The sequence below is a fragment of the Streptomyces sp. NPDC001450 genome (genome assembly GCF_053597295.1).
This window is the reverse complement of the sequence record NZ_JBSFHY010000027.1, coordinates 109,288-133,965: the sequence shown is the minus strand read 5'-3', so window position 1 is coordinate 133,965 and position 24,678 is coordinate 109,288. Positions and strand designations below refer to the sequence as shown.

Sequence of the window (24,678 nt, the reverse complement as noted above, 5' to 3'; positions counted from 1 at the left end):
GGGCTTTCCTCCGGGCTTCCCTTCGGTGTTTCCGACTCTATCAGATCTTTTCTCGATCCGATTTCCTCGGTGCTTTCCAGGTTTCCGCTCTCGCGATTTCCTTTCCGGCGGTTCCGACTCTATCAGATCCTTTCGGCGTCCGATTCCCGGTCGGCGGGTTTGTCTTCCCGGCTGTTGGGCCGTTCCGACGAGTGAGACTTTAGCGGATTCCCGGCCCCCGAGCTAATCGGGGGCTGCGTCCTTTCGAACGCGGATTCCTCATTTCGCAAATACGCACGCGGAAGCGCACGACGACGGATCGCCGATTGCTGGCTGGTACTTGCGGAATGGCTGTCCGGGGACCGACCGGAGTCGGCGCTCACGTCGGACAACCCGGAGAACACTACGTATCGGGCCGGGGTGTGTCAACTCGCTGCGGGCGGGTCCCTGCGGGCGTACGCTGGGGCCGTGATGACGCGTACGTGTACCCAGCTCTGGTGGGCCGCCTGACAGGCGGCCGTACTCACGTATGCACTCAACGGCCGCCGCCTCGGCGGCCGTTCTCGTATCTCCCTCCAGGACTCCGGGGGCCGGCCGACCGGGACGGCGGTCTCGAACTGGAGGAGGAGTAGAGATGACGCGGGTCTTCAGCGGGGTCAAGCCGACCGGACATCTGACGCTGGGCAACTACCTGGGGGCCATGCGGCAGTGGGCCGCGGTGGACCAGCACCGGGCGGACTCCCTGTTCTGCATCGTCGACCTGCACGCGCTGACCGTGGACCACGATCCGGCGCGGGTGCGCAGACTCAGTCGTCAGGCTGCGACGTTGTTGCTGGCGTCGGGTCTCGATCCCGAGCTGTGCACCGTGTTCCTGCAGAGCCATGTCGACGAGCACACGCGGCTGTCGTACGTGCTGGAGTGCGTGGCGACGGACGGCGAGATGCGACGGATGATCCAGTACAAGGAGAAGTCCGCGCGGGAGCGTGAGCGCGGTGGGAGTGTGCGGCTGTCGCTGCTGACGTATCCGGTGCTGATGGCGGCGGACATCCTGGCGTACGGGGCGGACGAGGTGCCGGTCGGGGACGACCAGACGCAGCACGTCGAGCTGACGCGGGATCTGGCGGTGCGGTTCAACCAGCGGTACGGGCACACGTTCGTGGTGCCGAGGGCCACCCCGCCGAAGGTGGCCGCACGGGTGATGAACCTGCAGGACCCGACGTCGAAGATGGGGAAGTCGGACGACTCGGGGCCGGGGATCGTCTATCTGCTGGACGAGCCGGACGTGATCCGCAAGAAGATCATGCGGGCCGTGACCGACAGCGGGCGGGACGTGGAGTACGACCGGGAGGCCCGGCCGGGGATCGCGAATCTGCTGGAGATTCTCGCAGCGTGCACGGGCGGGAACCCTGAGTCACTGTCGGCCGTTTACGACTCGTACGGCGCTTTGAAGAAGGACACCGCGGAGGCGGTGGTGGAGGTTCTCAGGCCCGTGCAGGCCAGGCACAGGGAGCTGTGCGCGGATCCTGCCTATCTGGAGGGGGTGCTGCGGGATGGTGCGGAGAAGGCTCGGGCGATGGCCCGTCCGATCGTCGATACCGCCTATCGGGCCATCGGGTTGCTGCCGCCCGTGGCGGAGCCTTCGCTGAGCCCGCTGAGCGCCGCTCGCTAGCCGTGGGGCGGCGGGGTGGCCCGCCGCCTTCGCGGTGTCGTGGGTGTCAGTCCTTCTTGCCGGAGGCGAGTTCGCGGCTGCGGTCGCGGGCGGCCTCGAGTGCGGCGATGAGCGCGGCGCGGACTCCGTGGTTCTCCAGTTCGCGGATGGCGTTGATCGTCGTACCGGCCGGGGAGGTGACGTTCTCGCGGAGCTTGACGGGGTGTTCGCCGCTGTCGCGGAGCATCACGGCGGCGCCGATCGCGGACTGGACGATGAGGTCGTGGGCCTTGTCGCGGGGCAGGCCGAGCAGGATGCCGGCGTCGGTCATGGCTTCGACCAGGTAGAAGAAGTACGCCGGGCCGGAGCCGGACAGAGCCGTGCAGGCGTCCTGCTGGGACTCGGGGACGCGGAGGGTCTTGCCGACGGCGCCGAAGATCTCCTCGGCGTGGGCGAGGTGTTCGGCGGTGGCGTGGCTGCCGGCGGAGATGACGGACATGGCCTCGTCGACGAGGGCGGGGGTGTTCGTCATGACGCGGACGACCGGAGTGCCCGCGGCGAGGCGCTCCTCGAAGAAGGAGGTGGGGATGCCGGCGGCGCCGCTGATGACCAGGCGGTCGGCGGGGATGTGCGGGGCCAGTTCGTCCAGGAGAGCGCCCATGTCCTGCGGCTTGACCGTGAGGATCAGGGTGTCGGCGGTCTTGGCGGCCTCGGGGTTGGTGACCGGGGTGACTCCGTAGCGAGTGCGGAGTTCTTCGGCGCGTTCGGGGCGGCGGGCCGTGACCAGGAGGTCGGCGGGGGCCCAGCCGGCCCGGATCATTCCGCTGAGCAGGGCTTCGCCGATCTTGCCGGTGCCGAGGACTGCGACTTTCTGGCTCATGCCGTTCAGTTTGGCACCGGGGCCGGGTGTGCGGGCGGCTGTCCGGCAGGCGGAATGTCGGTCGGCGGGTGGGCCCAGGGCTATGCCGTGCGCCGTCGCAGCGTCGCTGCCCCGAGCACCAGGACCAGCACCGCGCAGCCCGCCACGATCGAGACGTCCCGTACGAACGTCGCCGTCATGTCCGTGTGGCGGAGGACCTCGTTCATGGCGTCGACGGCGTAGGACATCGGGAGGACGTCGGAGATGGCCTCCAGTACGGGGTGCATGTGGGCGCGAGGAGTGAAGAGGCCGCAGAGGAGGAGCTGGGGGAAGATCACCGCGGGCATGAACTGGACCGCCTGGAATTCCGAGGCTGCGAAGGCCGAGACGAAGAGGCCGAGGGCCGTGCCGAGCAGGGCGTCGAGCAGGGCGACCAGCAGGAGCAGCCAGGCTGAGCCGGTGACGTCCAGGCCGAGGAGCCAGACGGCGAGTCCGGTGGCGAGTGCCGACTGGACGATGGCGAGGCCGCCGAAGGCGAGGGCGTAGCCGGCGATGAGGTCGGCCTTGCCCAGAGGCATGGCGAGGAGGCGTTCGAGGGTGCCCGAGGTGCGTTCGCGCAGGGTGGCGATGGAGGTGACCAGGAACATCGTGATCAGCGGGAAGATGCCGAGCAGGGAGGCGCCGATGTTGTCGAAGGTGCGCGGGCTGGCGTCGAAGACGTAGCGCAGCAGGATCAGCATCAGGCAGGGGACGAGGATCAGCAGCGCGATGGTCCGCGGGTCGTGGCGGAGCTGGCGCAGGACGCGGGCCGCGGTTGCGGTGGTGCGGGCGGCGTTCAAGGCGCTGGTGGGCGCGGCGGGAGCGGCGGGCGCTGCCGGTGTGGTCGTGCTCATCGGGTCGTCTCCTTGGTCCGGTCCGCGGCGTCGGCCTCGTCTGCCTGGTCTGCCTGGTCTGCCTGGTCTGCCTGGTCTGCTTCGTCGACGAGGTGGAGGAAGGCGGCCTCGACGGTGTCGGTGCCGGTACGGGTGCGCAGGGCGTCCGGGGTGTCGTCGGCGAGGATGCGGCCCTCGCGCATGAGGAGCAGGCGGTGGCAGCGCTCGGCCTCGTCCATGACGTGGGAGGAGACGAGGAGGGTGGCGCCTCGGGCGGCGAGGTCGTGGAAGAGGTTCCACAGGTCTCGGCGCAGCACGGGGTCGAGGCCGACCGTCGGTTCGTCGAGGACGAGGAGTTCGGGCGTGCCGAGCAGGGCGACGGCGAGGGAGACGCGGCTGCGCTGGCCGCCGGAGAGGTTGCCGGCGAGGGCGTCGGCGTGGCTGGTGAGGTCGACGTCGGTGAGGACTCGGGCGACACCCTGGCGGCGTTCGGCGGGGCCGCGGCCGGGGTCGAGGATCGCGGCGAAGTAGTCGAGGTTCTGGCGGACGGTCAGGTCGTCGTAGACGGAAGGGGCCTGGGTGACGTAGCCGATGCGGCTGCGCAGGGTGGGGTGGCCTGCGGGGCGGCCCAGGACGTCGAGGGTGCCGGTGACCTTGGCCTGGGTGCCGACGACGGAGCGCATCAGGGTGGACTTGCCGCATCCGGAGGGGCCGAGCAGGCCGGTGATCTGGCCGCGGGGGACGGTGAAGCGGAGGTGGTGGAGGACGGTGTGGGGGCCGCGTACGACGGTGAGGTCGTCGGCGTGGACGGCGTCCGGTGCGGTGGGGTGAGGTGGATCGGGCGCGTAATTCATCATGCGGTGAATAATCTTGCCGGCGGGCCGGTGCCGTCAAGGGGAGGGGATCGGTGTGCCGCACACGAAAGCGGCGGCCCGGGATGAACCGGGCCGCCGCTGCCGCTGGGGAGGTTGACGAGGTGTCGGATCAGAGTGTGGTCGCGACGAGCAGAAGCACGTCGTAGGTCTCCTCGACGACGCCGTCCGGGAAGACCTTCAGCAGATGGCCACGCTCTTCCTCCAGGAACGCGTTCCTGCGCTCCTCGGGAGAAACGAGGAAGGCCGAGTGGCTGCCGATGTTGGCGAGGTGGGTGTCGATCGGGACACGGCGGCTCCAGCGGACCGCGCGGCGGGTGAAGCGGAGGCGGCCGCTGGGGTCGGCGCCCTCGGTGCGGTCTCCGGCCTGGCGCTTCTCGGCGGCGATGTCCACGCCGAAGAACCGGCCGGTGCGGTCGGCGGCCTCGGCGATCCACTCGATGTCGAGGGCGTCGGTGTTCCACCACAGCGCCAGCGCACCGCCCGGCCGCAGCACGCGCAGCGCCTCCGGCACCGAGTGCGCGGTGTCGGTCCAGTGCCAGGCCTGGGCGTAGGTGAGGAAGTCGGCGTGGGCGTCGGCGACGGGCAGGGCGTTGCCGTTGCCCCGCACGATCGGGATGTGCGGCAGTGCGCGGCGGAACTCGGCGGCCATGCCCTCACCGGGTTCGACCGCGAGGACGTCGGCGCCGCGGGCGTCCAGCAGGGCGGTCGCGATCCCGGTCCCGGCACCGACGTCCACGACCCGGGCACCGGACAGCGGTCGGCCGGCCAGCTCCTCGACGGTGTCGAAGAGGGCGGGCGGGTAGGAGGGGCGGTTCGCGGCGTACTGGGCCGCCGCGGCGTTGAAGGAGTGGGCGCGCAGGGCGGGGGACGGGGTGGCCGGTTCCGGGGTGGCTGCGGTCGTGGTCATGCCGCCATGGTGCGCGGTGTGGGGGGGGAGGGCACAGCGGGTTTGTGGGCGAGAGCGGCGCGTTCCAGCCAGGCACTCGCTCTGCACAGGCCCACCGCCCCACGCAGACATGCCGCTCACCGGCTCACGGGCTTCACCGCCTACCGCCTTTACGGCTTACCCGCCTGCGTCCTTTACGACTTACCGGCGCCGCTTCTTCTTCGACGGGTTGCCCGTGCGCCGGGAGGACCGGCGCTCGTACTCCTCGCGGGCCTTCCCGTACTCCTCACGGTGCAGCTTCTCGCCCGGGGCCTCGGTGAGGGAGCGGAAGAAGTAGGCGAGCAGGGAGCCGACGAAGCCGATGGCGAGCAGGCCGCGCAGGGAGGCCTGGCGCTGGGGGTCGTGGCGCCGGCCGAAGCCCTCCCAGGTGTTGTGGAAGGCGAGCGCGCTGCAGATCGCGAACATGGCGACGACCAGCACGGTCACGAAGACGCCGCTGTCGGCGATCTGGATGCCCTCGTAGGCGAAGTTCAGGACCAGGCAGGAGACGGCGGCCGCGGCGAGGGAGCCGACGGCAACGCCGGCTCGGCGGGCCGCGTACCCGTTGTCGTGGTTCACCCAGGAGGTGCCGAAGAAGCGGAGGGGCTCGGGGCGGGGGCCGCCCTGGGCCGCGCCGCCCGGGGAGCCCGCCGGGGTGTCCGGGGTGCCGGTCTCGTCGCTCACGGGACGATTATGGCTCCGGGCGGAGGCGGGCTCTTCGTGGGGTCAGCCGCAGCGCGGGGCGACGTAGCCGTCGCTGCCGGTCTGGACGAAGGCGTCCGAGACGTACTCACCGTTGCCGATGTTGTCCCAGAGGTTCGAGGTGCCGTACGGGCCGGCGATGGTGGTGCCCGGCGACTGGCAGTAGATGTGGACCTTGGCTCCCTCGGGCAGGACGCGGACGAGGTTGTAGTTGGTGCCGGGCCCACTGCGGACGTTCAGGCGTACGCCCGGGGCGACCGAGTAGTAGCGCAGGGACTCCGTCACGACCGCGGCCGTGTCGCGGCTGTTGTCGTCTTCTTCGACGCGCTCGACAGACATCGAGTGCCTCCCCCCGTTGTCCCCATGACTGTCATGGGGACACGTTGATTCCCTTGAATCGAATTGCGAAACACCTGTGCGCAACTCGTATGCAGACGCTAGCAAGCCGCCTCTGTCTCGTACGAGTCATCGACTAGGCTCCGTGCGTCGCGCGCGCGGACGAACAGCACGGGGGTGGTCCATGACGCCACAGCGCAACACCGGAGCGGGCGCGGAAGCGGAACTTCCCGAGTACGCCGGTCAGTACCACCTGGAGTCGTGTCTGGGCTCCGGTGGCATGGGCGTGGTGCACTTGGCCCGGAGCACCTCGGGACTGAGGCTCGCGGTGAAGGTCGTACACGCCGAGTTCGCCCGGGATCGCGAGTTCAGGGGGCGTTTCCGGCAGGAGGTCGCCGCCGCTCGGAGGGTGAGCGGTGCCTTCACCGCGCCTGTCGTGGACGCCGATCCGGAGGCCGAACGGCCCTGGATGGCCACGCTGTTCATTCCCGGTCCGACCCTCTCCGAGCATGTGAAGCGGAACGGTCCGATGCCGGCGGCACAGCTGCGTCGGCTCATGGCCGGGCTCGCCGAGGCGCTGCGCGACATCCATCGGGTGGGGGTCGTGCACCGGGATCTCAAGCCGAGCAACGTGCTGCTCGCCGAGGACGGACCGAAGGTCATCGACTTCGGCATCTCCCGGCCGAAGGACAGCGAACTGCGGACCGAGACCGGGAAGTTGATCGGTACACCGCCGTTCATGGCGCCCGAGCAGTTCCGGCGGCCGCGGGAAGTGGGACCGGCGGCGGACATCTTCGCCCTCGGGTCGGTGCTGGTGCACGCGGCGACCGGGAGGGGACCGTTCGACTCCGACAGCCCTTATGTGGTCGCCTACCAGGTGGTGCACGACGAGCCCGATCTGACCGGGGTGCCGGAGAGTCTGGCGCCGCTGATCCTTCGCTGCCTCGCCAAGGAACCCGACGATCGGCCGACTCCCGACGAGCTCATGCGGGAGCTGCGGTCGGTGGCCGCCTCGTACGACACACAGGCGTTCATACCGGCGCAGCGGACGAGTGAGGACGACCAGGAGCCGAAGGCCGGTGCCGAGCAGGCCGTGGAACGGTCTGCGGAGCAGTCCGTGGAGCGGTCCGCGAGGCGCCGTCGCCCGGGGAAGCGAGTGGCGGCCGTGGGCGCCGCGGCGCTCGGCCTGGCCCTGCTCGGCTCCCTGGTCTCGGTACGGCTGTTCGAGAGCAGTCGGCCCACGCCGCAGCACGGGAGCCCGCGGACCGTGTCGACGGCCTCCGCCGGGTGGACGGCCGGACCGGTCGGGGCGGACAAGGGTATGCCGCAGTGCTCCTACGGAGCCGGGAAGCTGCTCTGTGCCCAGCCCGGTGCCGTGTTCGCCGTGGCCCCCGCCGACGGCACCGTGTTGTGGCGGCACTCCGTCGCCACGCTGACCACGAGCGAACCACCCGTGGTCTCCGCCGGTCTCGTGCAGCCCTATACGAGCGGCGGGTCACGTCTGGCGGCTCTCGCCCCCGCCTCGGGCAAGGAGGTCTGGGAGCGGCGGCTGCCCCCGGACACGACGATCCGATACGCGGGCGGCATGGCTCTGCTCACGCGCGCCGACGGGACGGTCACCGGGGTCGACGCGGCGACCGGTGAGGCGAAGTGGCAGCGCGGGTTCCCCGGTCAGGGCGCACCGGCCTTTCTCTCGTTCCCGGGGGACTCGTCGGCCTACGCGGCCCGTACGTCCGGTGACGGCTCGACCACGCGGGTGACCGCGATGGATCCGCGCACGGGGCACGTACGGTGGGACGTTCAGCTCGCCGGAGCTCTCAGGCCGTTCGGTGCCCAGGGCGGCTCGGTGTTCTTCCTGTCCGTCGACAGCGTCTACGGACAGACCAAGGAGGTCGTCCGTTATACGACCGCCTCCAGGGAGACGCGCCGAGTGAGGTTGCCCGTCGCGCTCGACGACGCTCAGGCGACCGTACGGGGGAGCCTCGTCTACCTCCTGGCCACCGGTGGTTCCCTGGTCGCCGTCGACCTGGACACGCAAAAGCAGCTGTGGCGGCTGGAGACCTCCGTGACCCGGGGGTCGGCACCGGTCACCGACGGCGAGAGGGTGTACTTCAGCGCGGGTGACGGGCGGCTCCTCGCCGCCGACGCGGCCGAGGGGAGGCTCGTCGGGCAGACCGAAGCCCGCCTCGGCAGCCACTCGGCCCGGGTTGCGGGAGCACCGCCCGCACCGGTCGTCGTCGGCCGTCACCTGTGCGCCACCGCCCCCGACGGCACCGTCTTCGCCCTCGACGCACGCGACCCCTCGGCCTGGTGACGTGCGAAAGGGGCCGCCCCCCTGAAGGAGGCGGCCCCTTTCCGTGAACCGGTCAGCCCAGCTTGGTGACGTCGCGCACCGCGCCCTTGTCCGCGCTGGTGGCCATCGCGGCGTAGGCACGCAGGGCAGCGGAGACCTTGCGCTCGCGGTTCTTGGGGGCGAAGACGCCGCCGAGGGCCTGCTCGCGTCGCGTCAGCTCCGCCTCGTCGACCAGCAGCTCGATCGTGCGGTTCGGGATGTCGATGCGGATGCGGTCGCCGTCCTGGACCAGGGCGATCGTGCCGCCGGAGGCCGCCTCGGGGGACGCGTGGCCGATGGAGAGGCCTGACGTGCCGCCGGAGAAGCGGCCGTCGGTGATCAGGGCGCAGCTCTTGCCCAGGCCCCGGCCCTTCAGGTACGAGGTCGGGTAGAGCATCTCCTGCATGCCGGGGCCGCCCTTGGGGCCCTCGTAGCGGATGACGACGACGTCGCCGTCCTTGACCTCCTGGGTGAGGATCCGCTGGACGGCCTCCTCCTGGGACTCGCAGACCACGGCCGGGCCCTCGAAGGTCCAGATGGACTCGTCCACGCCGGCGGTCTTCACGACGCAGCCGTCGACCGCCAGGTTGCCCTTGAGGACCGCGAGGCCGCCGTCCTTGGAGTAGGCGTGCTCGGCCGAGCGGATGCAGCCGTTCTCGGCGTCGTCGTCCAGGGACTCCCAGCGCTCGGACTGCGAGAAGGCCTCGGCGGAGCGGACGCAGCCGGGGGCCGCGTGCCACAGTTCCACGGCCTCGGGGGACGGGGAGCCGCCACGGACGTCCCAGGTCTTCAGCCAGTCGGCCAGGGAGGGGCTGTGGACCGCGTGGACGTCCTCGTTCAGCAGGCCCGCGCGGTGCAGTTCGCCGAGGAGGGCGGGGATACCGCCGGCGCGGTGCACGTCCTCCATGTAGTACGTGCGGTTCTTCGCGACGTTGGGCGCGACCTTGGCCAGGCAGGGGACGCGGCGCGAGACGGCGTCGATCTGCTCCAGGCCGAACGGAACGCCGGCCTCCTGGGCGGCGGCCAGCAGGTGCAGGATCGTGTTGGTGGAGCCGCCCATCGCGATGTCCAGGGCCATGGCGTTCTCGAAGGCCGCGAAGGTCGCGATGTTGAGCGGGAGGACCGAGTCGTCGTCCTGCTCGTAGTAGCGGCGGGTGAGGTCCATGACCGTGCGGGCCGCGTCGACGTAGAGCTGCTTGCGCGCGGTGTGGGTGGCGAGGACAGAGCCGTTGCCGGGGAGGGAGAGACCGATGGCCTCGGTCAGGCAGTTCATCGAGTTGGCGGTGAACATGCCGGAACAGCTGCCGCAGGTCGGGCAGGCGTTCTCCTCGATCCGGAGGATGTCCTCGTCGGAGATCTTGTCGTTGACGGCGTCGGAGATCGCGTCGACCAGGTCGAGGGTGCGGACCGTGCCGTCGACCAGGGTGGCGCGGCCGGACTCCATCGGGCCGCCGGAGACGAAGACCGTCGGGATGTTCAGGCGCAGGGCCGCCATCAGCATGCCCGGGGTGATCTTGTCGCAGTTGGAGATGCAGACCAGGGCGTCGGCGCAGTGGGCCTCGACCATGTACTCCACCGAGTCCGCGATCAGGTCGCGGGAGGGGAGGGAGTACAGCATGCCGCCGTGACCCATGGCGATGCCGTCGTCGACCGCGATCGTGTTGAACTCGCGCGGGATGCCGCCGGCCTCCCTGATCGCCTCGCTGACGATCCGGCCGACCGGCTGCAGGTGGGTGTGGCCCGGGACGAACTCCGTGAAGGAGTTGGCGACGGCGATGATCGGCTTCCGGCCGATGTCCGCACCGGGTACACCAGAGGCGCGCATAAGGGCGCGGGCGCCCGCCATGTTGCGGCCGTGGGTGACTGTGCGGGACCTCAGCTCGGGCATCGTCGCTCGCTCCTTCAGAGACTGCGATCAGAGAGACTTCTGACTCCCTACGAGCGTACGCCGCCCCTCCAAGGGCTGGACAAGCTTGTCCGGAATGCGGGACGCGTGTTTCACGGAACGCCGACGTCAGGGCTGCGTCGCCGTCAGGAACGCGTCGCCGTCAGGACCACGTCGTCACCTCAGGGCTGGGTCAGATGCCCCTGCACCACCGGTGCCACCCGCGCGATGATCTGCTCCAGGTCCGCCGAGGCCAGCGGCTCCAGCTTGATCACGTAGCGCATCATCGCCGTGCCCACCAGCTGCGCGGCCGCCAGCTCGGCCCGCAGCTCCGGGTCCGGCAGGTCCACCTGGGCGGCGATGCGGCGCAGCAGCTGGGCGGCGACGAGGCGGCGGAAGACGGCGGCCGCGGTCTCGTTGTTCACGGCGGACCGGAGGATCGCGAGGAGGGGGGTACGGGTCGTGGGGTTCTCCCAGACGCCGAAGACGAAGCGGGTCAGCCGCTCCCCCACTCCCTCCAGCGGGCCGTCGGCCACCGCGTTCGGCGCGTTGAGCGCGGGTGCGAAGGCGACCTCGATGGCCGCCTCGAACACCTGCTCCTTGGTGCCGAAGTAGTGGTGGACCAGTGCGGAGTCGACCCCGGCGGACTTGGCGATACCGCGTACGGACGTCTTCTCGTACCCGCGTTCGGAGAACTCCTCCCGGGCCGCGGTGAGGATCCGGTCACGGGTGTCGGCGGACTCGGCGCGCGGCGGCCGTCCCCTTCGGCGTGCGGTCGCCCCGGTCATCGCCGGGGCACCTGCACGGCGGCGGCCAGGCGCCGACGGGTGAAGGCCAGGGCCTCGGCGAGGTCGGCCTCGCGCTCGGCGCTGGACATCGCCCGGCGGGTGTTGACCTCGATGACGACATGGCCGTCGAAGCCGGTGCGCGCGAGGCGCTCCAGCAGCTCGGCGCAGGGCTGGGTGCCGCGGCCGGGGACCAGGTGCTCGTCCTTGGCCGAGCCCCGGCCGTCGGCGAGGTGGACGTGGCCGAGACGGTCGCCCATGCGGTCGACCATGGCCAGCGCGTCCGTGCGGGACGTCGCCGCGTGACTGAGGTCGATCGTGAAGTGCCGGTAGTCGTCCTTGGTGACGTCCCAGTCGGGCGCGTAGGCCAGCATCTCGCGGTCGCGGTAGCGCCACGGGTACATGTTCTCGACGGCGAACCGTACGTCCGTCTCGTGCGCCATCCGCCAGATGCCGGAGACGAAGTCGCGGGCGTACTGCCGCTGCCAGCGGAAGGGCGGGTGTACGACGACGGTGGAGGCGCCCAGCTTCTCTGCGGCCGCCCTCGCCCGCTGGAGCTTGACCCAGGGGTCTGTGGACCAGACCCGCTGGGTGATCAGCAGGCAGGGGGCGTGGACGGCCAGGATCGGCATGTCGTGGTAGTCGGACAGGCGACGCAGGGCCTCGATGTCCTGGCTGACCGGGTCGGTCCAGACCATGACCTCGACGCCGTCGTACCCGAGGCGCGCGGCGATCTCGAAGGCCGTCGCCGTCGACTCCGGGTAGACGGAGGCTGTCGACAGCGCGACGGACACGTCCCTTGGTTCAGCCACGTCCGTCACCTTACGGGGTCGAGTGGTGAGGGGGTGGGGTGCCCGTTCGCCGTTGTGACGTTCGCCATTCGGGTGGGTGCGGGTGCGTTGCGGCGGCCTGCGCCCACGCGGCGGAGCCGCCCACCGACACGGCCCGCGCCCCTTCACGCAGTCAAGCCGAATTCATGTGATCAAGGCGCCGCAGGATCACACCCTCGCGCAGAGCCCACGGGCAGACCTCCAGGCTCTCCACCCCGAAAAGATCCATCGCGCCCTCGGCCACCAGTGCGCCCGCCAGCAGCTGGGCGGCTCGCCCCTCGGAGACTCCGGGAAGTTCGGCGCGCTGTTGCGTGGACATGCCGGCCAGGCGGGGGACCCAGGCCTCCAGGGACTCCCGCTTGAGGTCGCGCTGGATGTACAGGCCCTCGGCGCTGCGGGCGGCGCCGGCGATGCGGGCCAGCTGCTTGAAGGTCTTGGAGGTGGCGACCACGTGGTCGGGGGTGCCGAAGCGGTGGAACTCGCCGACGGTTCGGGCGATCTGCGCGCGGACGTGGCGGCGCAGGGAGCGGACGTCCTCGGGGTCGGGCGGGTCGCCCGGCAGCCAGCCGGCAGTGAGACGGCCGGCGCCGAGTGGGAGGGAGACGGCGGCGTCCGGCTCCTCGTCGATGCCGAAGGCGATCTCCAGCGAGCCGCCGCCGATGTCCAGGACCAGCAGCTTTCCGGCGGACCAGCCGAACCAGCGGCGGACGGCGAGGAAGGTGAGCCGGGCCTCCTCCGGGCCGGTGAGGACCTGGAGTTGTACGCCGGTCTCGTCCTCCACGCGCGCGAGGACGTCGTCGGCGTTGGTGGCCTCCCGGACCGCGGAGGTCGCGAACGGCAGCAGGTCCTCCACGCCCTTGTCCTCCGCGGCCTGGAGCGCGTCCTGTACGACGGCGATCAGCTTCTCGACACCGTCATCGCCTATGGCACCGCTGTCGTCGAGCAGCTGGGCGAGCCGAAGTTCGGCCTTGTGCGAATGCGCGGGCAACGGGCGCGCGCCGGGGTGAGCGTCCACCACCAGCAGATGCACCGTGTTCGAACCCACGTCCAGGACACCGAGTCTCATGTACGGAACGCTACTGCGAGAACCGCTGTCCTCGGTCCCCGAAGCGGCCCCGGGCCACTTACCCTGGACGGGTGCCAAAGACGAAAAAGGCTAACTCCGACAAGAGCACCAAGAGCGCCAAGGGTGTGAAGTCGGACAAGACGCCCAAATCCTCCAAGGGGTCGAAGGATCCTTCGCAGGCGAAGGCGTCGACGTCCAGGAAGACCCCGAAGGTGAGCGACGAGAAGGGTCTCGACTTCGCGCGCGCGTGGGTGGAGTTCCCGGATCCGGCGGACGACGAGCAGATCTTCCGCTGCGATCTGACCTGGCTGACCTCGCGCTGGAACTGCATCTTCGGCAGCGGCTGCCAGGGCATCCAGGCGGGCCGCGCGGCCGACGGGTGCTGCTCGCTGGGGGCCCACTTCTCCGACGAGGACGACGAGAAGCGGGTCGCCGAGCATGTGGCGAGGCTCACTCCGGAGATCTGGCAGCACCACGGCGAGGGCACGCGCAACGGCTGGGTCTCCGTGGACGACGAGGGGTCCCGGCAGACCCGGCCCTTCCAGGGGTCGTGCATCTTCCAGAACCGTCCCGGGTTCGCCGGCGGCGCGGGCTGCTCGCTGCACATCCTGGCCCTGAAGGAGGGCCGGGAGCCGCTGGAGACCAAGCCGGACGTGTGCTGGCAGCTGCCGATCCGGCGGACGTACGACTGGATCGACCGCCCCGACGACACGCGCGTCCTCCAGGTGTCGATCGGCGAGTACGACCGCCGGGGGTGGGGTCCGGGCGGCCATGACCTGCACTGGTGGTGCACGTCGGCGACCTCGGCACACGGCGCGGGTGAGCCGGTGTACGTCTCCTACCGCCCCGAGCTGACCGAACTGATGGGCAAGGCCGGTTACGACCGCCTGGTCGAGCTGTGCGAGCAGCGACTGGCATCGCAGCTGCCGCTGGTCGCACCACATCCGGCGGATCCGGCGTAGGACTGCAGCGCCTTCCGGGGTGCCGCACTGCCTGCGGGGGACGGCGGGAGGATCTGGGATCGGACCGGCTGAACTGCGCGGCCCCGCGGCGGCCGGGGCGCTCCTCTTCGGCATCGGCGAGCCCGGCAGGGGCACCCCGTCGGGCCGAGCAGCCACGCGCGAGCCAGGGCACTCCTCTTCGACACCGACCGGCCCCAGCAGAGGCACACCGTCGGACCAGGCGAGTCACACGACCCCGTACGAGCTGGGGCACTCCCGTTCGGCACCGGCCGGCCTCCGCGAGGGGCGGGGATCGGACCACGTGAGCCGCGTGGTCCCGCCGTGCTTTCCTGTGGTGCTCCGCGGTGGTGCTGAGCCGGCTAGGTCGACGGGGGGGGCGTCGCGAGTCCGGGGTGTCGGGTGGCCGTGCGGCCAGGGCCCCCGCGTCTCTGCCGGACCGCCGCGTCTCTAGCTGTCCGACGGGCTCGGAGTCCCGTCGTCGCTCGGGGACGGGGACGGGCTCGGGGGGTCGGACGGGGTCGGGTCCGTGGGGCTGGGGCTCGGGTCCGTCGGGGTCGGGGACTGGCTGGACGGCGGGTCCGTCGGGGGCGAGGACGAAGGGCTCGGGTCGGGGGTGCCGGGGGTCGGGGCCGGGGTCGTGGGACGGGTCGGGGCGGTGCCGTAGCCGTCGATGGTGACCACGGCGCCGGCTGGTGAGACAGCCACCTGTGCCTGCCAGTGGCCGGAGGGCTCGCGCAGATGGTCGACGTACACCTTGATCGTCAACGTCTCGCCGGGGGCGAGGGTTCCCGTGGACTGACTGAGGTAGAGCCAGGCCGCCGAGGTGGTGGCGGACCAGCGGACGGGGCCGGAGCCGGAGCCGGAGGCGGTGAGGGTGATCAGCGTGGTGTCGCCGTCGTTGGCGGCGCTGACCGCGAGCTCTCCCGCGCCCTTCTTGTCGCCTCCGGAGACGCTGATGACCTCCACGGAGACGTCCGACTTGCCGTCCTTGCCGGCGCCGCCGGGCTTCACGCTGGCGTTCCCGGCGTTCTCGTAGCCGCCGGCGGTGTCGCTGCCGAGCGCGGCGGGCCCCTGCGCCTCGCGCGCGGTGGCCACGCGGCCGTCCTCGGCGTCCGGGGTGCTCCGGTAGGCGGCCCACAGGGCGAGCACGGGGGCCGCGACGACGGTGGCGACGACGGTCGTGGTGACGGCACGCGCGCGTAGGCGGTCACGACGGGCCGCGCGGTCCTTGGGATCCATCGGGAAGCCGCGCCGGTCGAAGCGGGGTACGGCCGCGCCGCGCGCACGCGGCTGGAGCGCGAGCGCCGCGTGCAGGGCCGCGCGGGGCGCCTCCAGGACGGGCAGCTCGGCCGGCGTGACCGTGGCGCCGGGCCAGTGGCCGGACACGGCGCGCTCGGCGGTACGGCGGCAGCGCGGGCAGTCGTCGACGTGCCGGACCAGCTCGCGGCGCAGGGCCGTGCTGAGGACCAGCTGGCTGTCTCCGGTCAGATGGGCCACGCTCGGACACCCGCCGGTCTCGACCACGGCGAGCGCGGCGCGGGTGCGCTCGACCTCGCAGGCCGCCGAGGCGAGCAGCTCGCGCGCGGCGGCGGGCTCCATGCCGAGGACGGCGGCGACCTCGGGGGCGGCGAGGTGGTGGCGGACGGCGAGTTCCAGGGCCTCGCGCTGCTCTGGGGTGGTGCCGGCCGCCTCCGGCCAGGCGAGCAGGGCCAGTTCGTGGCGCCGCTGCTCCAGGACCTCAGGGGCGACGGGCGGATCGGGTACCTGTTTCGTGGCCGCGGAGCGGCCCGCGGCGTGGGTGGCCTGACGTTTCTGCTTGGCCTCGGCGAGCCCCCGCAGGCACGCCCAGCGGGCCAGCGCGTACAGCCAGGCCCTGCGGTCGGCGGGGGCCTCCGGGACGCGCTGTCCGCGCCGCTCGGCCAGCACCAGGACGTCCCCGAGAGCGGCGGTGGCCGCGTCGTGGTCGCACAGCACCGACAGGCAGTAGGTGAACAGACCGTCCAGGTACGGCTCGTAGCGTGCCGGCGACCGCTGGGCGAGGGTGCGCGCGGCGGCTCGATCGCGCGCCTCTCGTTGTGCCCGGTGCGCGCCGGTGGAGCGGATCGTGGTCTGAGGACTGCTGCTCATCACCCGTGCGACCGTAGGCGGCGACGGAGTGCCCCTTCTTGCAGCTTGAGCACTTTTAATCCGTACGGGTGAAACGATCCCTCATAAGGGGACAGGAACCCTTTGTTCCGTGGCTCGAACCCGATGGGTGGTGGCCAATACCGATCCACCCACATGCGCCCCGAGCGGGGGTTGTCAGTGCTGCGGGCTACGGTTTGCGCATGGCTGCCCGTACCAAGACCACCAAGGACCGACCGTCCTACCGCTGCACCGAGTGCGGCTGGCAGACGGCCAAGTGGCTCGGCCGCTGCCCCGAGTGCCAGGCCTGGGGGACGGTCGAGGAGTACGGCGCGCCCGCGGTCCGTACGACGGCACCCGGCCGGGTCACCAGCTCCGCGCTGCCCATCGGCCAGGTCGACGGCCGCCAGGCCACCGCCCGCTCGACCGGCGTGCCGGAGCTCGACCGGGTGCTCGGCGGCGGTCTCGTCCCCGGCGCGGTCGTGCTGCTCGCGGGCGAGCCGGGCGTCGGCAAGTCCACCCTGCTGCTGGACGTGGCCGCCAAGTCGGCGAGCGAGGAGCACAGGACTCTCTATGTGACCGGCGAGGAGTCCGCGAGCCAGGTCCGGCTGCGCGCCGACCGCATCGGCGCCCTCGACGACCATCTGTATCTCGCCGCCGAGACCGACCTGGCCGCCGTCCTCGGCCACTTGGACGCGGTGAAGCCGTCCCTGCTGATCCTCGACTCGGTGCAGACGGTGGCCTCCCCGGAGATCGACGGCGCGCCCGGCGGCATGGCCCAGGTCCGCGAGGTGGCCGGCGCCCTGATCCGCGCCTCCAAGGAGCGTGGCATGTCCACGCTGCTGGTGGGCCACGTCACCAAGGACGGCGCGATCGCCGGCCCCCGGCTGCTGGAGCACCTGGTGGACGTCGTCCTGCACTTCGAGGGCGACCGGCACGCGCGCCTGCGTCTGGTGCGGGGCGTGAAGAACCGCTACGGCGCCACGGACGAGGTCGGCTGCTTCGAGCTGCACGACGAGGGCATCGCGGGCCTCGCGGACCCCAGCGGACTCTTCCTGACCCGTCGCGACGAGCCGGTCCCCGGCACCTGCCTGACCGTCACCCTGGAGGGCCGCCGCCCGCTGGTGGCGGAGGTGCAGGCGCTGACCGTGGACTCCCAGATCCCCTCCCCGCGCCGGACCACCTCGGGTCTGGAGACCTCCCGGGTGTCGATGATGCTCGCGGTACTGGAGCAGCGGGGCCGGATCAGCGCGCTCGGCAAGCGGGACATCTACTCGGCGACGGTGGGCGGCGTGAAGCTGTCGGAGCCGGCCGCCGACCTCGCGATCGCCCTCGCCCTCGCCTCGGCCGCCAGCGACACCCCGCTGCCCAAGAACCTCGTCGCGATCGGCGAGGTCGGTCTGGCGGGCGAGGTCAGACGGGTCACCGGCGTGCAGCGCAGGCTCGCCGAGGCGCACCGGCTGGGCTTCACGCACGCCCTCGTGCCGGGCGATCCGGGCAAGGTCCCGCCCGGGATGAAGGTCCTGGAAGTCGCCGACATGGGGGACGCGCTCAGGGTCCTGCCGCGCTCCCGTCGCCGAGAGGCCCCACAGGAGGCGGAGGACCGCCGGTAGACTTTGCCCAGGTCTCGCCCGTCCGTACGAACCGAGTGCGCGAAACGGGAGCGCCTCAGAACCTGCGACCGGAGGAGTGCAGTGGCAGCCAACGACCGGGCGGCAGCTCCCGGAAAGTCCGGTGGGAGTTCCGGTGCCGAGGGCCTGATGCGCGCCGCACTGAGCGCGGTGGCTCCGGGCACGGCCCTGCGTGACGGCCTCGAGCGGGTTCTCCGCGGCAACACCGGCGGGCTCATCGTGCTCGGCTCCGACAAGACCGTCGAGACGATGTGCACGGGCGGGTTCGTCCTGGACGTCGAGTTCACGGCCACGCGCCTGCGGGAGCTGTGCAAGCTCGACGGCGGCATCGTGGTCTCCTCCGACCTTTCGAAGATCCTTCGGGCCGGCGTGCAGCTGGTGCCGGACCCGACGATCCCGACGGAGGAGACGGGCACCCGGCACCGCACGGCGGACCGGGTCTCGAAGCAGGTCGGCTTCCCTGTCGTCTCCGTCTCCCAGTCCATGCGGCTGATCGCCCTGTACGTCGACGGGCAGCGGCGCGTGCTGGAGGACTCGGCGGCGATCCTGTCCCGCGCGAACCAGGCGCTGGCCACCCTGGAGCGGTACAAGCTCCGGCTGGACGAGGTCGCGGGCACGCTGTCGGCGCTGGAGATCGAGGACCTGGTGACGGTCCGGGACGTGTCGGCGGTCGCCCAGCGTCTTGAGATGGTCCGGCGCATCGCCACCGAAATCGCCGAGTACGTGGTCGAACTGGGCACGGACGGTCGGCTTCTGGCACTTCAGCTGGAGGAGTTGATCGCCGGGGTCGAGCCCGACCGTGAGCTGGTCGTCCGGGACTACGTCCCCGAGCCCACGGCGAAGCGCTCCCGCACGGTCGAGGAGGCGCTGTCCGAGCTGGACGCGCTCTCCCACGCGGAGCTGCTGGAGATGGGCACGGTGGCGCGTGCGCTGGGCTACACGGGTTCTCCCGAGACCCTCGACTCGGCGGTGTCCCCGCGGGGCTTCCGTCTGCTGGCGAAGGTGCCGAGGTTGCCGGGGGCGATCATCGACCGACTGGTGGAACACTTCGGCGGCCTGCAGAAGCTGCTCGCCGCGAGCGTGGACGACCTTCAGGCGGTGGACGGCGTCGGAGAGGCGCGGGCTCGGAGCGTGCGCGAAGGCCTGTCGCGGCTGGCCGAGTCGTCGATCCTGGAGCGGTACGTCTGATGATGTGGGAGCCGCTGGGTCCGTCGTAGCTGCGGGCAGTACGTGGTCCTCGCACAGTTCCCCGCGCCCCTGGGGCGCCGTCGGCCGCGAACGCAGCGGGCGGTGCGGTGAGTACCTGAGGGGCGCGGGGAACTGCGCGACCGGCCCCCACCGGCCCGCAGCTACGACGGACCCGGCCGCCCCCGGGCCGGCCCCAGTCGGCAGCCGCTAGTCAGCAGACAGCACGAACGAAGCCCGGGCCTTCGCGAACCCCGGCGCCTCGGCCTCCAGCAAGTACGTGCCCGCCTTCGCCGACCCCGCCGGAGGCGTCCCGCACTGGGGAGCGCTCGGCTTGCGGTCCCACTTCACGGCGTACGTGATGCTCTGCCCCGCGGGCACCCGGAACACCAGGCTCGCGGCACCCTTCGGACAGTCGCCCGAGGACCAGTAGACGTCACTGCTGTCGGCCGGAGTGATCGTCAACACCGCGCTCTTCGGGCCGAGATCGACCTTGCAGTCACTGGACGACGCGTTCTTCGCGACGAGTTCGAACGTCGGCACCTGGTCCGGCGAGTAGGAGTTGTGCAGGCTGCGCAGACTCAACGTGACCGCCCCGGCGGTGCACTTGGGCAGCGAGGTGGACGCCGGGAGCGTGTCGCCCGTGCCGACATCGCCCCCACCGGAGCCCGAATCCGAGCCACCGCCCGAGCCGCCGTCGGATCCCGCCGAGCCGGAGCCGCCCTTGCCGTCCGACCCGGAAGCGCTCCCGCCGGTGTCTTCGCCGCCGCTCGACTCGTCGCGCCCGCCCGGGTGTTGGCTGATCGCGGACTCGGACGACGAGGGCCCCGGCGTGATCGTGGACACGGGGTTCTTGCCGTTGGACGCGTCGGCGTTCTTCTTGCCGCCCCCGCCACCGGCCGTGACGATCCAGGTGATCAGCAGCGCCAACACGGCGACCACCGACACGATGACGACCCTCCGTCGCCAGTAGATGGAGGAGGGAAGCGGCCCGACCGGATTGCGCAAAGATCCCACGGCGCAAACTGTACGAGAGATCGGCGCGCTTGCTTGCGCCACCCGCCGCCTCGACTCCAACTTTTCCGGATCATCATCCCGGCAACTGCCGCAGGAGAAAGGGTCCTTCACGCACCGCGACCAGACGCGACGCTCCGCGACCGCGCTGTCGTCGACCCTGCCCGCCCGATGCGTGGCAGGATCGGAATGCCATGACTGAGAAGCTCCACGCCCCCGTGATCGCCTGGTTCGACATCCACGCCCGCGACCTCCCCTGGCGCCGCCCGGAGGCGGGCCCCTGGGGCGTGATGGTCAGCGAGTTCATGCTCCAGCAGACTCCCGTCAGCCGGGTCCTGCCCGTCTACGAGCAGTGGCTCGCCCGCTGGCCGCGCCCCGCCGACCTCGCCGAGGAGGCCCCCGGCGAGGCGGTGCGCGCCTGGGGCCGGCTCGGCTACCCGCGCCGCGCCCTGCGGCTGCACGGCGCCGCGGTCGCCATAACGGAGCGGCACGGCGGGGACGTACCGACGGATCACACTCAACTGCTGGCACTGCCCGGCATCGGCGAGTACACGGCCGCCGCGGTGGCCTCCTTCGCGTACGGGCAGCGCCACCCGGTGCTGGACACGAACGTGCGCCGGGTCTTCGCGCGCGCGGTGACCGGGGTGCAGTACCCGCCGAACGCCACCACGGCCGCCGAGCGCAAGCTGGCCCGTGAGCTGCTGCCGGAGGACGAGAGGACCGCCGCCCGGTGGGCCGCCGCGTCCATGGAGCTGGGCGCGCTGGTGTGCACGGCGAAGAACGAGGGCTGCCACCGCTGCCCCATCGCCGTGCAGTGCGCCTGGCGGCTGGCGGGCAAGCCGGAGCACGAGGGACCGCCGCGCCGCGGGCAGACGTACGCCGGCACGGACCGGCAGGTGCGCGGCAAGCTGCTCGCCGTCCTGCGGGAGGCGCACGCGCCGGTGCCGCAGGCGGCGCTGGACCGGGTGTGGCACGAGCCGGTGCAGCGGGCCCGCGCGCTCGACGGGCTCGTCACGGACGGTCTGGTGGAGCCGCTGCCCGGTGGCGTGTACCGGCTGCCGCTGACCTGACACACAGCCAAGTCACGGCGTACGGGCTTTCGTTACAGCCCCTCCCGCCACATAAACCGCTCCATAAAGGGACATAAAGGTCAACCGCCTTACCCCGAACCTGCTTCCGTTACACAACCGACGGACAGCCGATTGCTAGCCGCAGGCTGCTCCGCACAGCCCCGTGACAACAGCTCCGTAGCTTTCTTCTCGTGCCCGGCAGACCACGGGCCAGCAGGACAGCGGGACTTCTGGCGGGGAGCCGGAGTACACGGGGAACGGAGGCGGTTGATCATGTCGCAGGGTGAGGTGCTCGAGTTCGAGGAGTACGTCCGCACCCGGCAGGACGCGCTGCTGCGCAGCGCCCGCCGGTTGGTCCCGGACCCGGTCGACGCCCAGGACCTGCTGCAGACCGCGCTGGTACGGACGTACGGCCGCTGGGAGGGCATCGCCGACAAGCGGCTCGCGGACGCCTACCTGCGCCGGGTGATGATCAACACCCGTACCGAGTGGTGGCGGGCGCGCAAGCTGGAGGAGGTCCCGACCGAGCAGCTGCCGGACGCCTCCGTGGACGACTCCACCGAGCAGCACGCCGACCGGGCCCTGCTGATGGACATCATGAAGGTGCTCGCTCCGAAGCAGCGCAGCGTCGTGGTGCTGCGACACTGGGAGCAGATGTCCACTGAGGAGACGGCCGCGGCCCTCGGCATGTCGGCCGGTACGGTCAAGAGCACGCTGCACCGGGCGCTCGCCCGGCTCCGCGAGGAGCTGGAGGCCCGCGATCTGGACGCACGCGCGCTGGAGCGTGAGGAGCGGGAGCGTTGCGCTGCCTGACCGGGGCCGGGCCCAGCGGGGCCCGAGAGAGTTCTTTGGCGGTGATCGCGGCTGTGGCCTCGATCACCGCCCTCGCCCTTTTCATCGCCGCGTGCGGCAGTGGCGGCGAGGGAGCCCGGGACGAGGGCCCAGCGCACGCGTCCGCCAAGGCGGGCGCCGTCGCCTCGCCGACGCCCAGCCCGTCCGAGTCCTACCGGCGCGTGGACGCCGTGGCCCTGCTCCTGCATGACCCCGCGGTCTCGGCATCCGTCAAACGCGACCTGAAACCGTGCGACGACGGCGATGATGATCCGGTCCAGGCCACCTACGGCAACCTGACCGGCGGTTCCGTGGACGACGTCCTGATCAACGTGTCGTCCTGCAGTGACTGGGTGGGCATCGGCACGTACGTGTACCGGGACGTCGGGGGCACGTACACGAACGTGTTCAAGGCGGAGGAGTCGCCGGTCGTCGCGGAGATCGACGGCACCAGCCTGACCGTGACCAAGCAGGTGTACGACACGGACGATCAGATGTCCAACCCGTCCAAGGAGACCGTGATCACCTACAAGTGGAAGGCGGGCCGGTTCACCGAGCGGTACAGGCACGACACCTACTACAGCAAATCCGGCGGCGACGCGTCCGCGTCGGACAACTGACCCTCCAAGCACGCACACCACAAGGACTGAGAGCACCGGGATGGCAGACCAGACCCACGTCCTGTTCGTCGAGGACGACGACGTCATCCGCGAGGCCACGCAGCTCGCCCTGGAGCGGGACGGCTTCGCGGTCACGGCCATGCCCGACGGGCTTTCGGGCCTGGAAGCGTTCCGGGCGGACCGGCCGGACATCGCCCTGCTGGACGTCATGGTCCCCGGCCTGGACGGGGTCAGCCTGTGCCGTCGCATCCGGGACGAGTCGACCGTGCCGGTGATCATGCTCTCGGCGCGTGCCGACTCCATCGACGTCGTCCTCGGTCTGGAGGCGGGCGCCGACGACTATGTGACCAAGCCGTTCGACGGTGCCGTCCTGGTCGCCCGGATCCGCGCGGTGCTGCGCCGCTTCGGCCACGCCGGTGCCGCGCACGTCGAGGAGAACCCGGCGCAGGTGAACGGCGGCCCGCTGACCTTCGGTGACGTGGAGATCGACACCGAGGGCATGGAGGTGCGCCGGGCCGGGCAGCCGGTGGCGCTCACCCCTACCGAGATGCGGCTGCTGCTGGAGTTCTCCACCGCGCCCGGCACCGTACTCTCCCGCGACAAGCTGCTGGAGCGGGTGTGGGACTACGGCTGGGGCGGGGACACCCGGGTCGTCGACGTCCACGTGCAGCGGCTGCGGCAGAAGATCGGCCAGGACCGGATCGAGACGGTCCGCGGCTTCGGCTACAAGTTGAAGGCCTGAGCGGGGCGGTCATGCGGGGGATCATTCGGCGCCCAGCGGGGTGGGCGGAGCGCGCGGGCCTCAAGACAGGGCTCAGATGGAAGCTCAGCGCGGCGATCGCGCTGGTCGCCGGGCTGGTGGCGATCGTGCTGAGCCTGGTCGTGCACAACGCCGCCCGGGTCTCGATGCTGGACAACGCGCGCGACCTGGCCAACGAGCGCGTCCAGATCGCCCAGGGCAACTACGAGCGGTACGGGCGGCCGAACTTCCCCAACATCAAGATCGACGACCCAGGGCTGCCTCCCGCGCTGCGCGAGAAGGTCGAGCAGGGCCGCCGGGTCAGCGACGTCTCGGACCACGACGGAGGGCCACCGGACATCTGGGCGGCCGTACCCGCCAAGGACGGGCATGTGCTGTCCCTGCACAGCCACGTCCCGGACCGCTCCACCGACGTGATGAAGGACCTCGACCAGGCCCTGGTCATCGGGTCCATCGCGGTCGTGCTCGGCGGCAGCGCGCTCGGCGTGCTGATCGGCGGGCAGCTGTCGCGGCGGCTGCGCAAGGCGGCGACCGCGGCGGGCCGGGTCGCCAACGGCGAGACCGACGTACGGGTGCGGGCGGCCATCGGCGGGGTCGTACGGGACGAGACCGACGATCTCGCGCGCGCGGTGGACGCGATGGCCGACGCGCTGCGGCAGCGCCTGGAGGCCGAGCGGCGGGTGACCGCCGACATCGCGCACGAGCTGCGCACCCCGGTGACCGGCCTGCTCACCGCCGCCGAACTCCTGCCGCCCGGCCGCCCCACCGAGCTGGTCCTGGACCGGGCGAAGGCGATGCGCACGCTCGTCGAGGACGTCCTGGAGGTGGCCCGCCTCGACAGCGCCTCCGAGCGGGCCGAGCTGCAGGACATCATGCTGGGCGAGTTCGTGACCCGGCGCGTGGCGGCCAAGGACCCGGACATCGCCGTACGGGTGGTGCACGAGTCGGAGGTCACCACCGACCCGCGCCGCCTGGAGCGGGTGTTGTTCAACCTCCTCGCCAACGCCGCCCGGCACGGCAAGCCGCCGATCGAGGTCACCGTCGAGGGCCGGGTCATCCGGGTCCGCGACCACGGCCCCGGCTTCCCCGAGGCGCTGCTGGCCGACGGCCCGAGCCGCTTCCGCACCGGCAGCGCGGACCGCGCGGGCCAGGGGCACGGCCTGGGCCTGACCATCGCGGCCGGCCAGGCCCGGGTGCTGGGCGCCCGCCTGACCTTCCGCAACGTACGCCCCGTCGGCACCCCCGACCACCTCCCGGCCGAGGGCGCGGTGGCCGTCCTCTGGCTCCCGGAACACGCGCCCACGAACACGGGCAGCTATCCGATGCTGCCGCTGTCCGGGGGCGCCGGCTGAGCAGGGAGCGGCCTCGTTCCGGAGGCAACGCCTTC

23 protein-coding genes are annotated in these 24,678 nt (G+C 71.5%); 11 read left to right on the top strand and 12 right to left on the bottom strand.

All coding sequences use genetic code 11. The annotated features are described in order from the left end of the window. Positions 1-195 (top strand): hypothetical protein (locus ACWC5O_RS27695; RefSeq protein ID WP_450781094.1); only part of this gene is annotated, 195 nt, incomplete at its 5' end. Positions 196-613: 418 nt separating this feature from the next. Continuing rightward, positions 614-1,648: a tryptophan--tRNA ligase gene (gene trpS, locus ACWC5O_RS27690; RefSeq protein WP_450589777.1), complete on the top strand. Its 1,035-nt coding sequence runs from the start codon at positions 614-616 to the stop codon at positions 1,646-1,648. Between the two features lie 46 nt (positions 1,649-1,694). Here the strand turns inward: trpS and proC are convergent, their stop codons facing one another. The 6 genes from proC to ACWC5O_RS27660 form a co-directional block, all read right to left on the bottom strand. Next, entirely contained in the window at positions 1,695-2,507 is an 813-nt protein-coding gene (gene proC / locus ACWC5O_RS27685; protein WP_450589776.1) for a pyrroline-5-carboxylate reductase, read from the bottom strand. A gap of 80 nt (positions 2,508-2,587) precedes the next feature. Beyond that, entirely contained in the window at positions 2,588-3,379 is a 792-nt protein-coding gene (locus ACWC5O_RS27680; RefSeq protein ID WP_450589775.1) for an ABC transporter permease, read from the bottom strand. Then, a complete protein-coding gene (locus tag ACWC5O_RS27675) occupies positions 3,376-4,215 on the bottom strand; it encodes an ABC transporter ATP-binding protein (protein ID WP_450589774.1) in 840 nt (279 codons plus the stop codon). The genes ACWC5O_RS27680 and ACWC5O_RS27675 overlap by 4 nt, the downstream gene beginning before the upstream one ends. A 127-nt stretch (positions 4,216-4,342) precedes the next feature. Continuing rightward, the gene (locus ACWC5O_RS27670) at positions 4,343-5,140 is read right to left on the bottom strand and encodes a class I SAM-dependent methyltransferase (protein ID WP_450589773.1); all 798 of its coding nucleotides are present in this window, start codon (positions 5,138-5,140) and stop codon (positions 4,343-4,345) included. 180 nt (positions 5,141-5,320) lie between these two features. Next, positions 5,321-5,842, bottom strand: coding sequence for an EamA/RhaT family transporter (locus tag ACWC5O_RS27665; protein ID WP_450589772.1), 522 nt, complete (start codon positions 5,840-5,842; stop codon positions 5,321-5,323). 42 nt (positions 5,843-5,884) lie between these two features. Beyond that, positions 5,885-6,199 (bottom strand): SH3 domain-containing protein, encoded by a 315-nt coding sequence (locus tag ACWC5O_RS27660; RefSeq protein WP_450589771.1) that lies wholly within the window; start codon positions 6,197-6,199, stop codon positions 5,885-5,887. Between the two features lie 181 nt (positions 6,200-6,380). Between ACWC5O_RS27660 and ACWC5O_RS27655 the strand changes: the two genes are divergently transcribed. Further along, entirely contained in the window at positions 6,381-8,510 is a 2,130-nt protein-coding gene (locus ACWC5O_RS27655) for a serine/threonine-protein kinase (RefSeq protein WP_450589770.1), read from the top strand. 52 nt (positions 8,511-8,562) lie between these two features. Here ACWC5O_RS27655 and ilvD read toward each other — a convergent pair whose 3' ends face one another. The 4 genes from ilvD to ACWC5O_RS27635 all read right to left on the bottom strand — a co-directional run bounded on the left by ilvD (position 8,563) and on the right by ACWC5O_RS27635 (position 13,094). Continuing rightward, on the bottom strand, positions 8,563-10,416 hold the full coding sequence (gene ilvD / locus ACWC5O_RS27650) for a dihydroxy-acid dehydratase (protein ID WP_450589769.1): 1,854 nt from the start codon (positions 10,414-10,416) through the stop codon (positions 8,563-8,565). Between the two features lie 179 nt (positions 10,417-10,595). Continuing rightward, the gene (locus ACWC5O_RS27645; protein ID WP_450589768.1) at positions 10,596-11,201 is read right to left on the bottom strand and encodes a TetR/AcrR family transcriptional regulator; all 606 of its coding nucleotides are present in this window, start codon (positions 11,199-11,201) and stop codon (positions 10,596-10,598) included. Beyond that, on the bottom strand, positions 11,198-12,010 hold the full coding sequence (locus tag ACWC5O_RS27640; protein ID WP_450589767.1) for a sugar phosphate isomerase/epimerase family protein: 813 nt from the start codon (positions 12,008-12,010) through the stop codon (positions 11,198-11,200). The genes ACWC5O_RS27645 and ACWC5O_RS27640 overlap by 4 nt, the downstream gene beginning before the upstream one ends. A 151-nt stretch (positions 12,011-12,161) precedes the next feature. Next, positions 12,162-13,094 carry a Ppx/GppA phosphatase family protein gene (locus ACWC5O_RS27635; RefSeq protein WP_450589766.1) on the bottom strand — a complete coding sequence of 311 codons (933 nt, stop codon included), beginning with the start codon at positions 13,092-13,094 and terminating at the stop codon, positions 12,162-12,164. A 71-nt stretch (positions 13,095-13,165) separates the two neighbouring features. On the opposite strand from ACWC5O_RS27635, the gene ACWC5O_RS27630 reads away from it, so the two are divergent. Next, entirely contained in the window at positions 13,166-14,056 is an 891-nt protein-coding gene (locus ACWC5O_RS27630) for a hypothetical protein (RefSeq protein ID WP_450589765.1), read from the top strand. A 447-nt stretch (positions 14,057-14,503) separates the two neighbouring features. Here ACWC5O_RS27630 and ACWC5O_RS27625 read toward each other — a convergent pair whose 3' ends face one another. Further along, positions 14,504-16,183 (bottom strand): BACON domain-containing protein, encoded by a 1,680-nt coding sequence (locus ACWC5O_RS27625; RefSeq protein ID WP_450589764.1) that lies wholly within the window; start codon positions 16,181-16,183, stop codon positions 14,504-14,506. 200 nt (positions 16,184-16,383) lie between these two features. Here ACWC5O_RS27625 and radA point away from each other — a divergent pair, with 200 nt between their 5' ends. Both radA and disA read left to right on the top strand, forming a co-directional pair. Further along, positions 16,384-17,793, top strand: a complete 1,410-nt coding sequence (radA, locus tag ACWC5O_RS27620) for a DNA repair protein RadA (RefSeq protein ID WP_450589763.1) — start codon at positions 16,384-16,386, stop codon at positions 17,791-17,793. An 81-nt stretch (positions 17,794-17,874) separates the two neighbouring features. Further along, positions 17,875-18,999, top strand: a complete 1,125-nt coding sequence (disA, locus tag ACWC5O_RS27615) for a DNA integrity scanning diadenylate cyclase DisA (protein WP_450589762.1) — start codon at positions 17,875-17,877, stop codon at positions 18,997-18,999. 207 nt (positions 19,000-19,206) lie between these two features. Here the strand turns inward: disA and ACWC5O_RS27610 are convergent, their stop codons facing one another. After that, positions 19,207-20,013, bottom strand: coding sequence for a hypothetical protein (locus tag ACWC5O_RS27610; protein WP_450589761.1), 807 nt, complete (start codon positions 20,011-20,013; stop codon positions 19,207-19,209). Between the two features lie 191 nt (positions 20,014-20,204). Between ACWC5O_RS27610 and ACWC5O_RS27605 the strand changes: the two genes are divergently transcribed. The 5 genes from ACWC5O_RS27605 (at position 20,205) to cseC (ending at position 24,643) form a co-directional block, all read left to right on the top strand. Then, a complete protein-coding gene (locus ACWC5O_RS27605) occupies positions 20,205-21,080 on the top strand; it encodes an A/G-specific adenine glycosylase (RefSeq protein WP_450589760.1) in 876 nt (291 codons plus the stop codon). A gap of 273 nt (positions 21,081-21,353) precedes the next feature. Continuing rightward, entirely contained in the window at positions 21,354-21,893 is a 540-nt protein-coding gene (locus ACWC5O_RS27600) for a SigE family RNA polymerase sigma factor (protein WP_450589759.1), read from the top strand. Positions 21,894-21,934: 41 nt separating this feature from the next. Then, complete coding sequence (locus ACWC5O_RS27595; RefSeq protein WP_450589758.1) at positions 21,935-22,531, top strand: hypothetical protein; 597 nt, start codon at positions 21,935-21,937, stop codon at positions 22,529-22,531. Positions 22,532-22,571: 40 nt separating this feature from the next. Then, positions 22,572-23,273, top strand: coding sequence for a two-component system response regulator CseB (gene cseB, locus ACWC5O_RS27590; protein ID WP_450589757.1), 702 nt, complete (start codon positions 22,572-22,574; stop codon positions 23,271-23,273). An 11-nt stretch (positions 23,274-23,284) separates the two neighbouring features. Further along, on the top strand, positions 23,285-24,643 hold the full coding sequence (gene cseC, locus ACWC5O_RS27585) for a two-component system sensor histidine kinase CseC (protein WP_450589756.1): 1,359 nt from the start codon (positions 23,285-23,287) through the stop codon (positions 24,641-24,643). Positions 24,644-24,678: the final 35 nt, after the last annotated feature.

Coding starts and splice junctions, on each gene's coding strand:
- trpS (WP_450589777.1), top strand. CDS start 614: ATGACGCGGGTCTTCAGCGGGGTCAAGCCGACCGGACATCTGACGCTG.
- proC (WP_450589776.1), bottom strand. CDS start 2,507: ATGAGCCAGAAAGTCGCAGTCCTCGGCACCGGCAAGATCGGCGAAGCC.
- ACWC5O_RS27680 (WP_450589775.1), bottom strand. CDS start 3,379: ATGAGCACGACCACACCGGCAGCGCCCGCCGCTCCCGCCGCGCCCACC.
- ACWC5O_RS27675 (WP_450589774.1), bottom strand. CDS start 4,215: ATGATGAATTACGCGCCCGATCCACCTCACCCCACCGCACCGGACGCC.
- ACWC5O_RS27670 (WP_450589773.1), bottom strand. CDS start 5,140: ATGACCACGACCGCAGCCACCCCGGAACCGGCCACCCCGTCCCCCGCC.
- ACWC5O_RS27660 (WP_450589771.1), bottom strand. CDS start 6,199: ATGTCTGTCGAGCGCGTCGAAGAAGACGACAACAGCCGCGACACGGCC.
- ACWC5O_RS27655 (WP_450589770.1), top strand. CDS start 6,381: ATGACGCCACAGCGCAACACCGGAGCGGGCGCGGAAGCGGAACTTCCC.
- ilvD (WP_450589769.1), bottom strand. CDS start 10,416: ATGCCCGAGCTGAGGTCCCGCACAGTCACCCACGGCCGCAACATGGCG.
- ACWC5O_RS27645 (WP_450589768.1), bottom strand. CDS start 11,201: ATGACCGGGGCGACCGCACGCCGAAGGGGACGGCCGCCGCGCGCCGAG.
- ACWC5O_RS27635 (WP_450589766.1), bottom strand. CDS start 13,094: ATGAGACTCGGTGTCCTGGACGTGGGTTCGAACACGGTGCATCTGCTG.
- ACWC5O_RS27625 (WP_450589764.1), bottom strand. CDS start 16,183: ATGAGCAGCAGTCCTCAGACCACGATCCGCTCCACCGGCGCGCACCGG.
- radA (WP_450589763.1), top strand. CDS start 16,384: ATGGCTGCCCGTACCAAGACCACCAAGGACCGACCGTCCTACCGCTGC.
- ACWC5O_RS27605 (WP_450589760.1), top strand. CDS start 20,205: ATGACTGAGAAGCTCCACGCCCCCGTGATCGCCTGGTTCGACATCCAC.
- ACWC5O_RS27600 (WP_450589759.1), top strand. CDS start 21,354: ATGTCGCAGGGTGAGGTGCTCGAGTTCGAGGAGTACGTCCGCACCCGG.
- cseB (WP_450589757.1), top strand. CDS start 22,572: ATGGCAGACCAGACCCACGTCCTGTTCGTCGAGGACGACGACGTCATC.
- cseC (WP_450589756.1), top strand. CDS start 23,285: ATGCGGGGGATCATTCGGCGCCCAGCGGGGTGGGCGGAGCGCGCGGGC.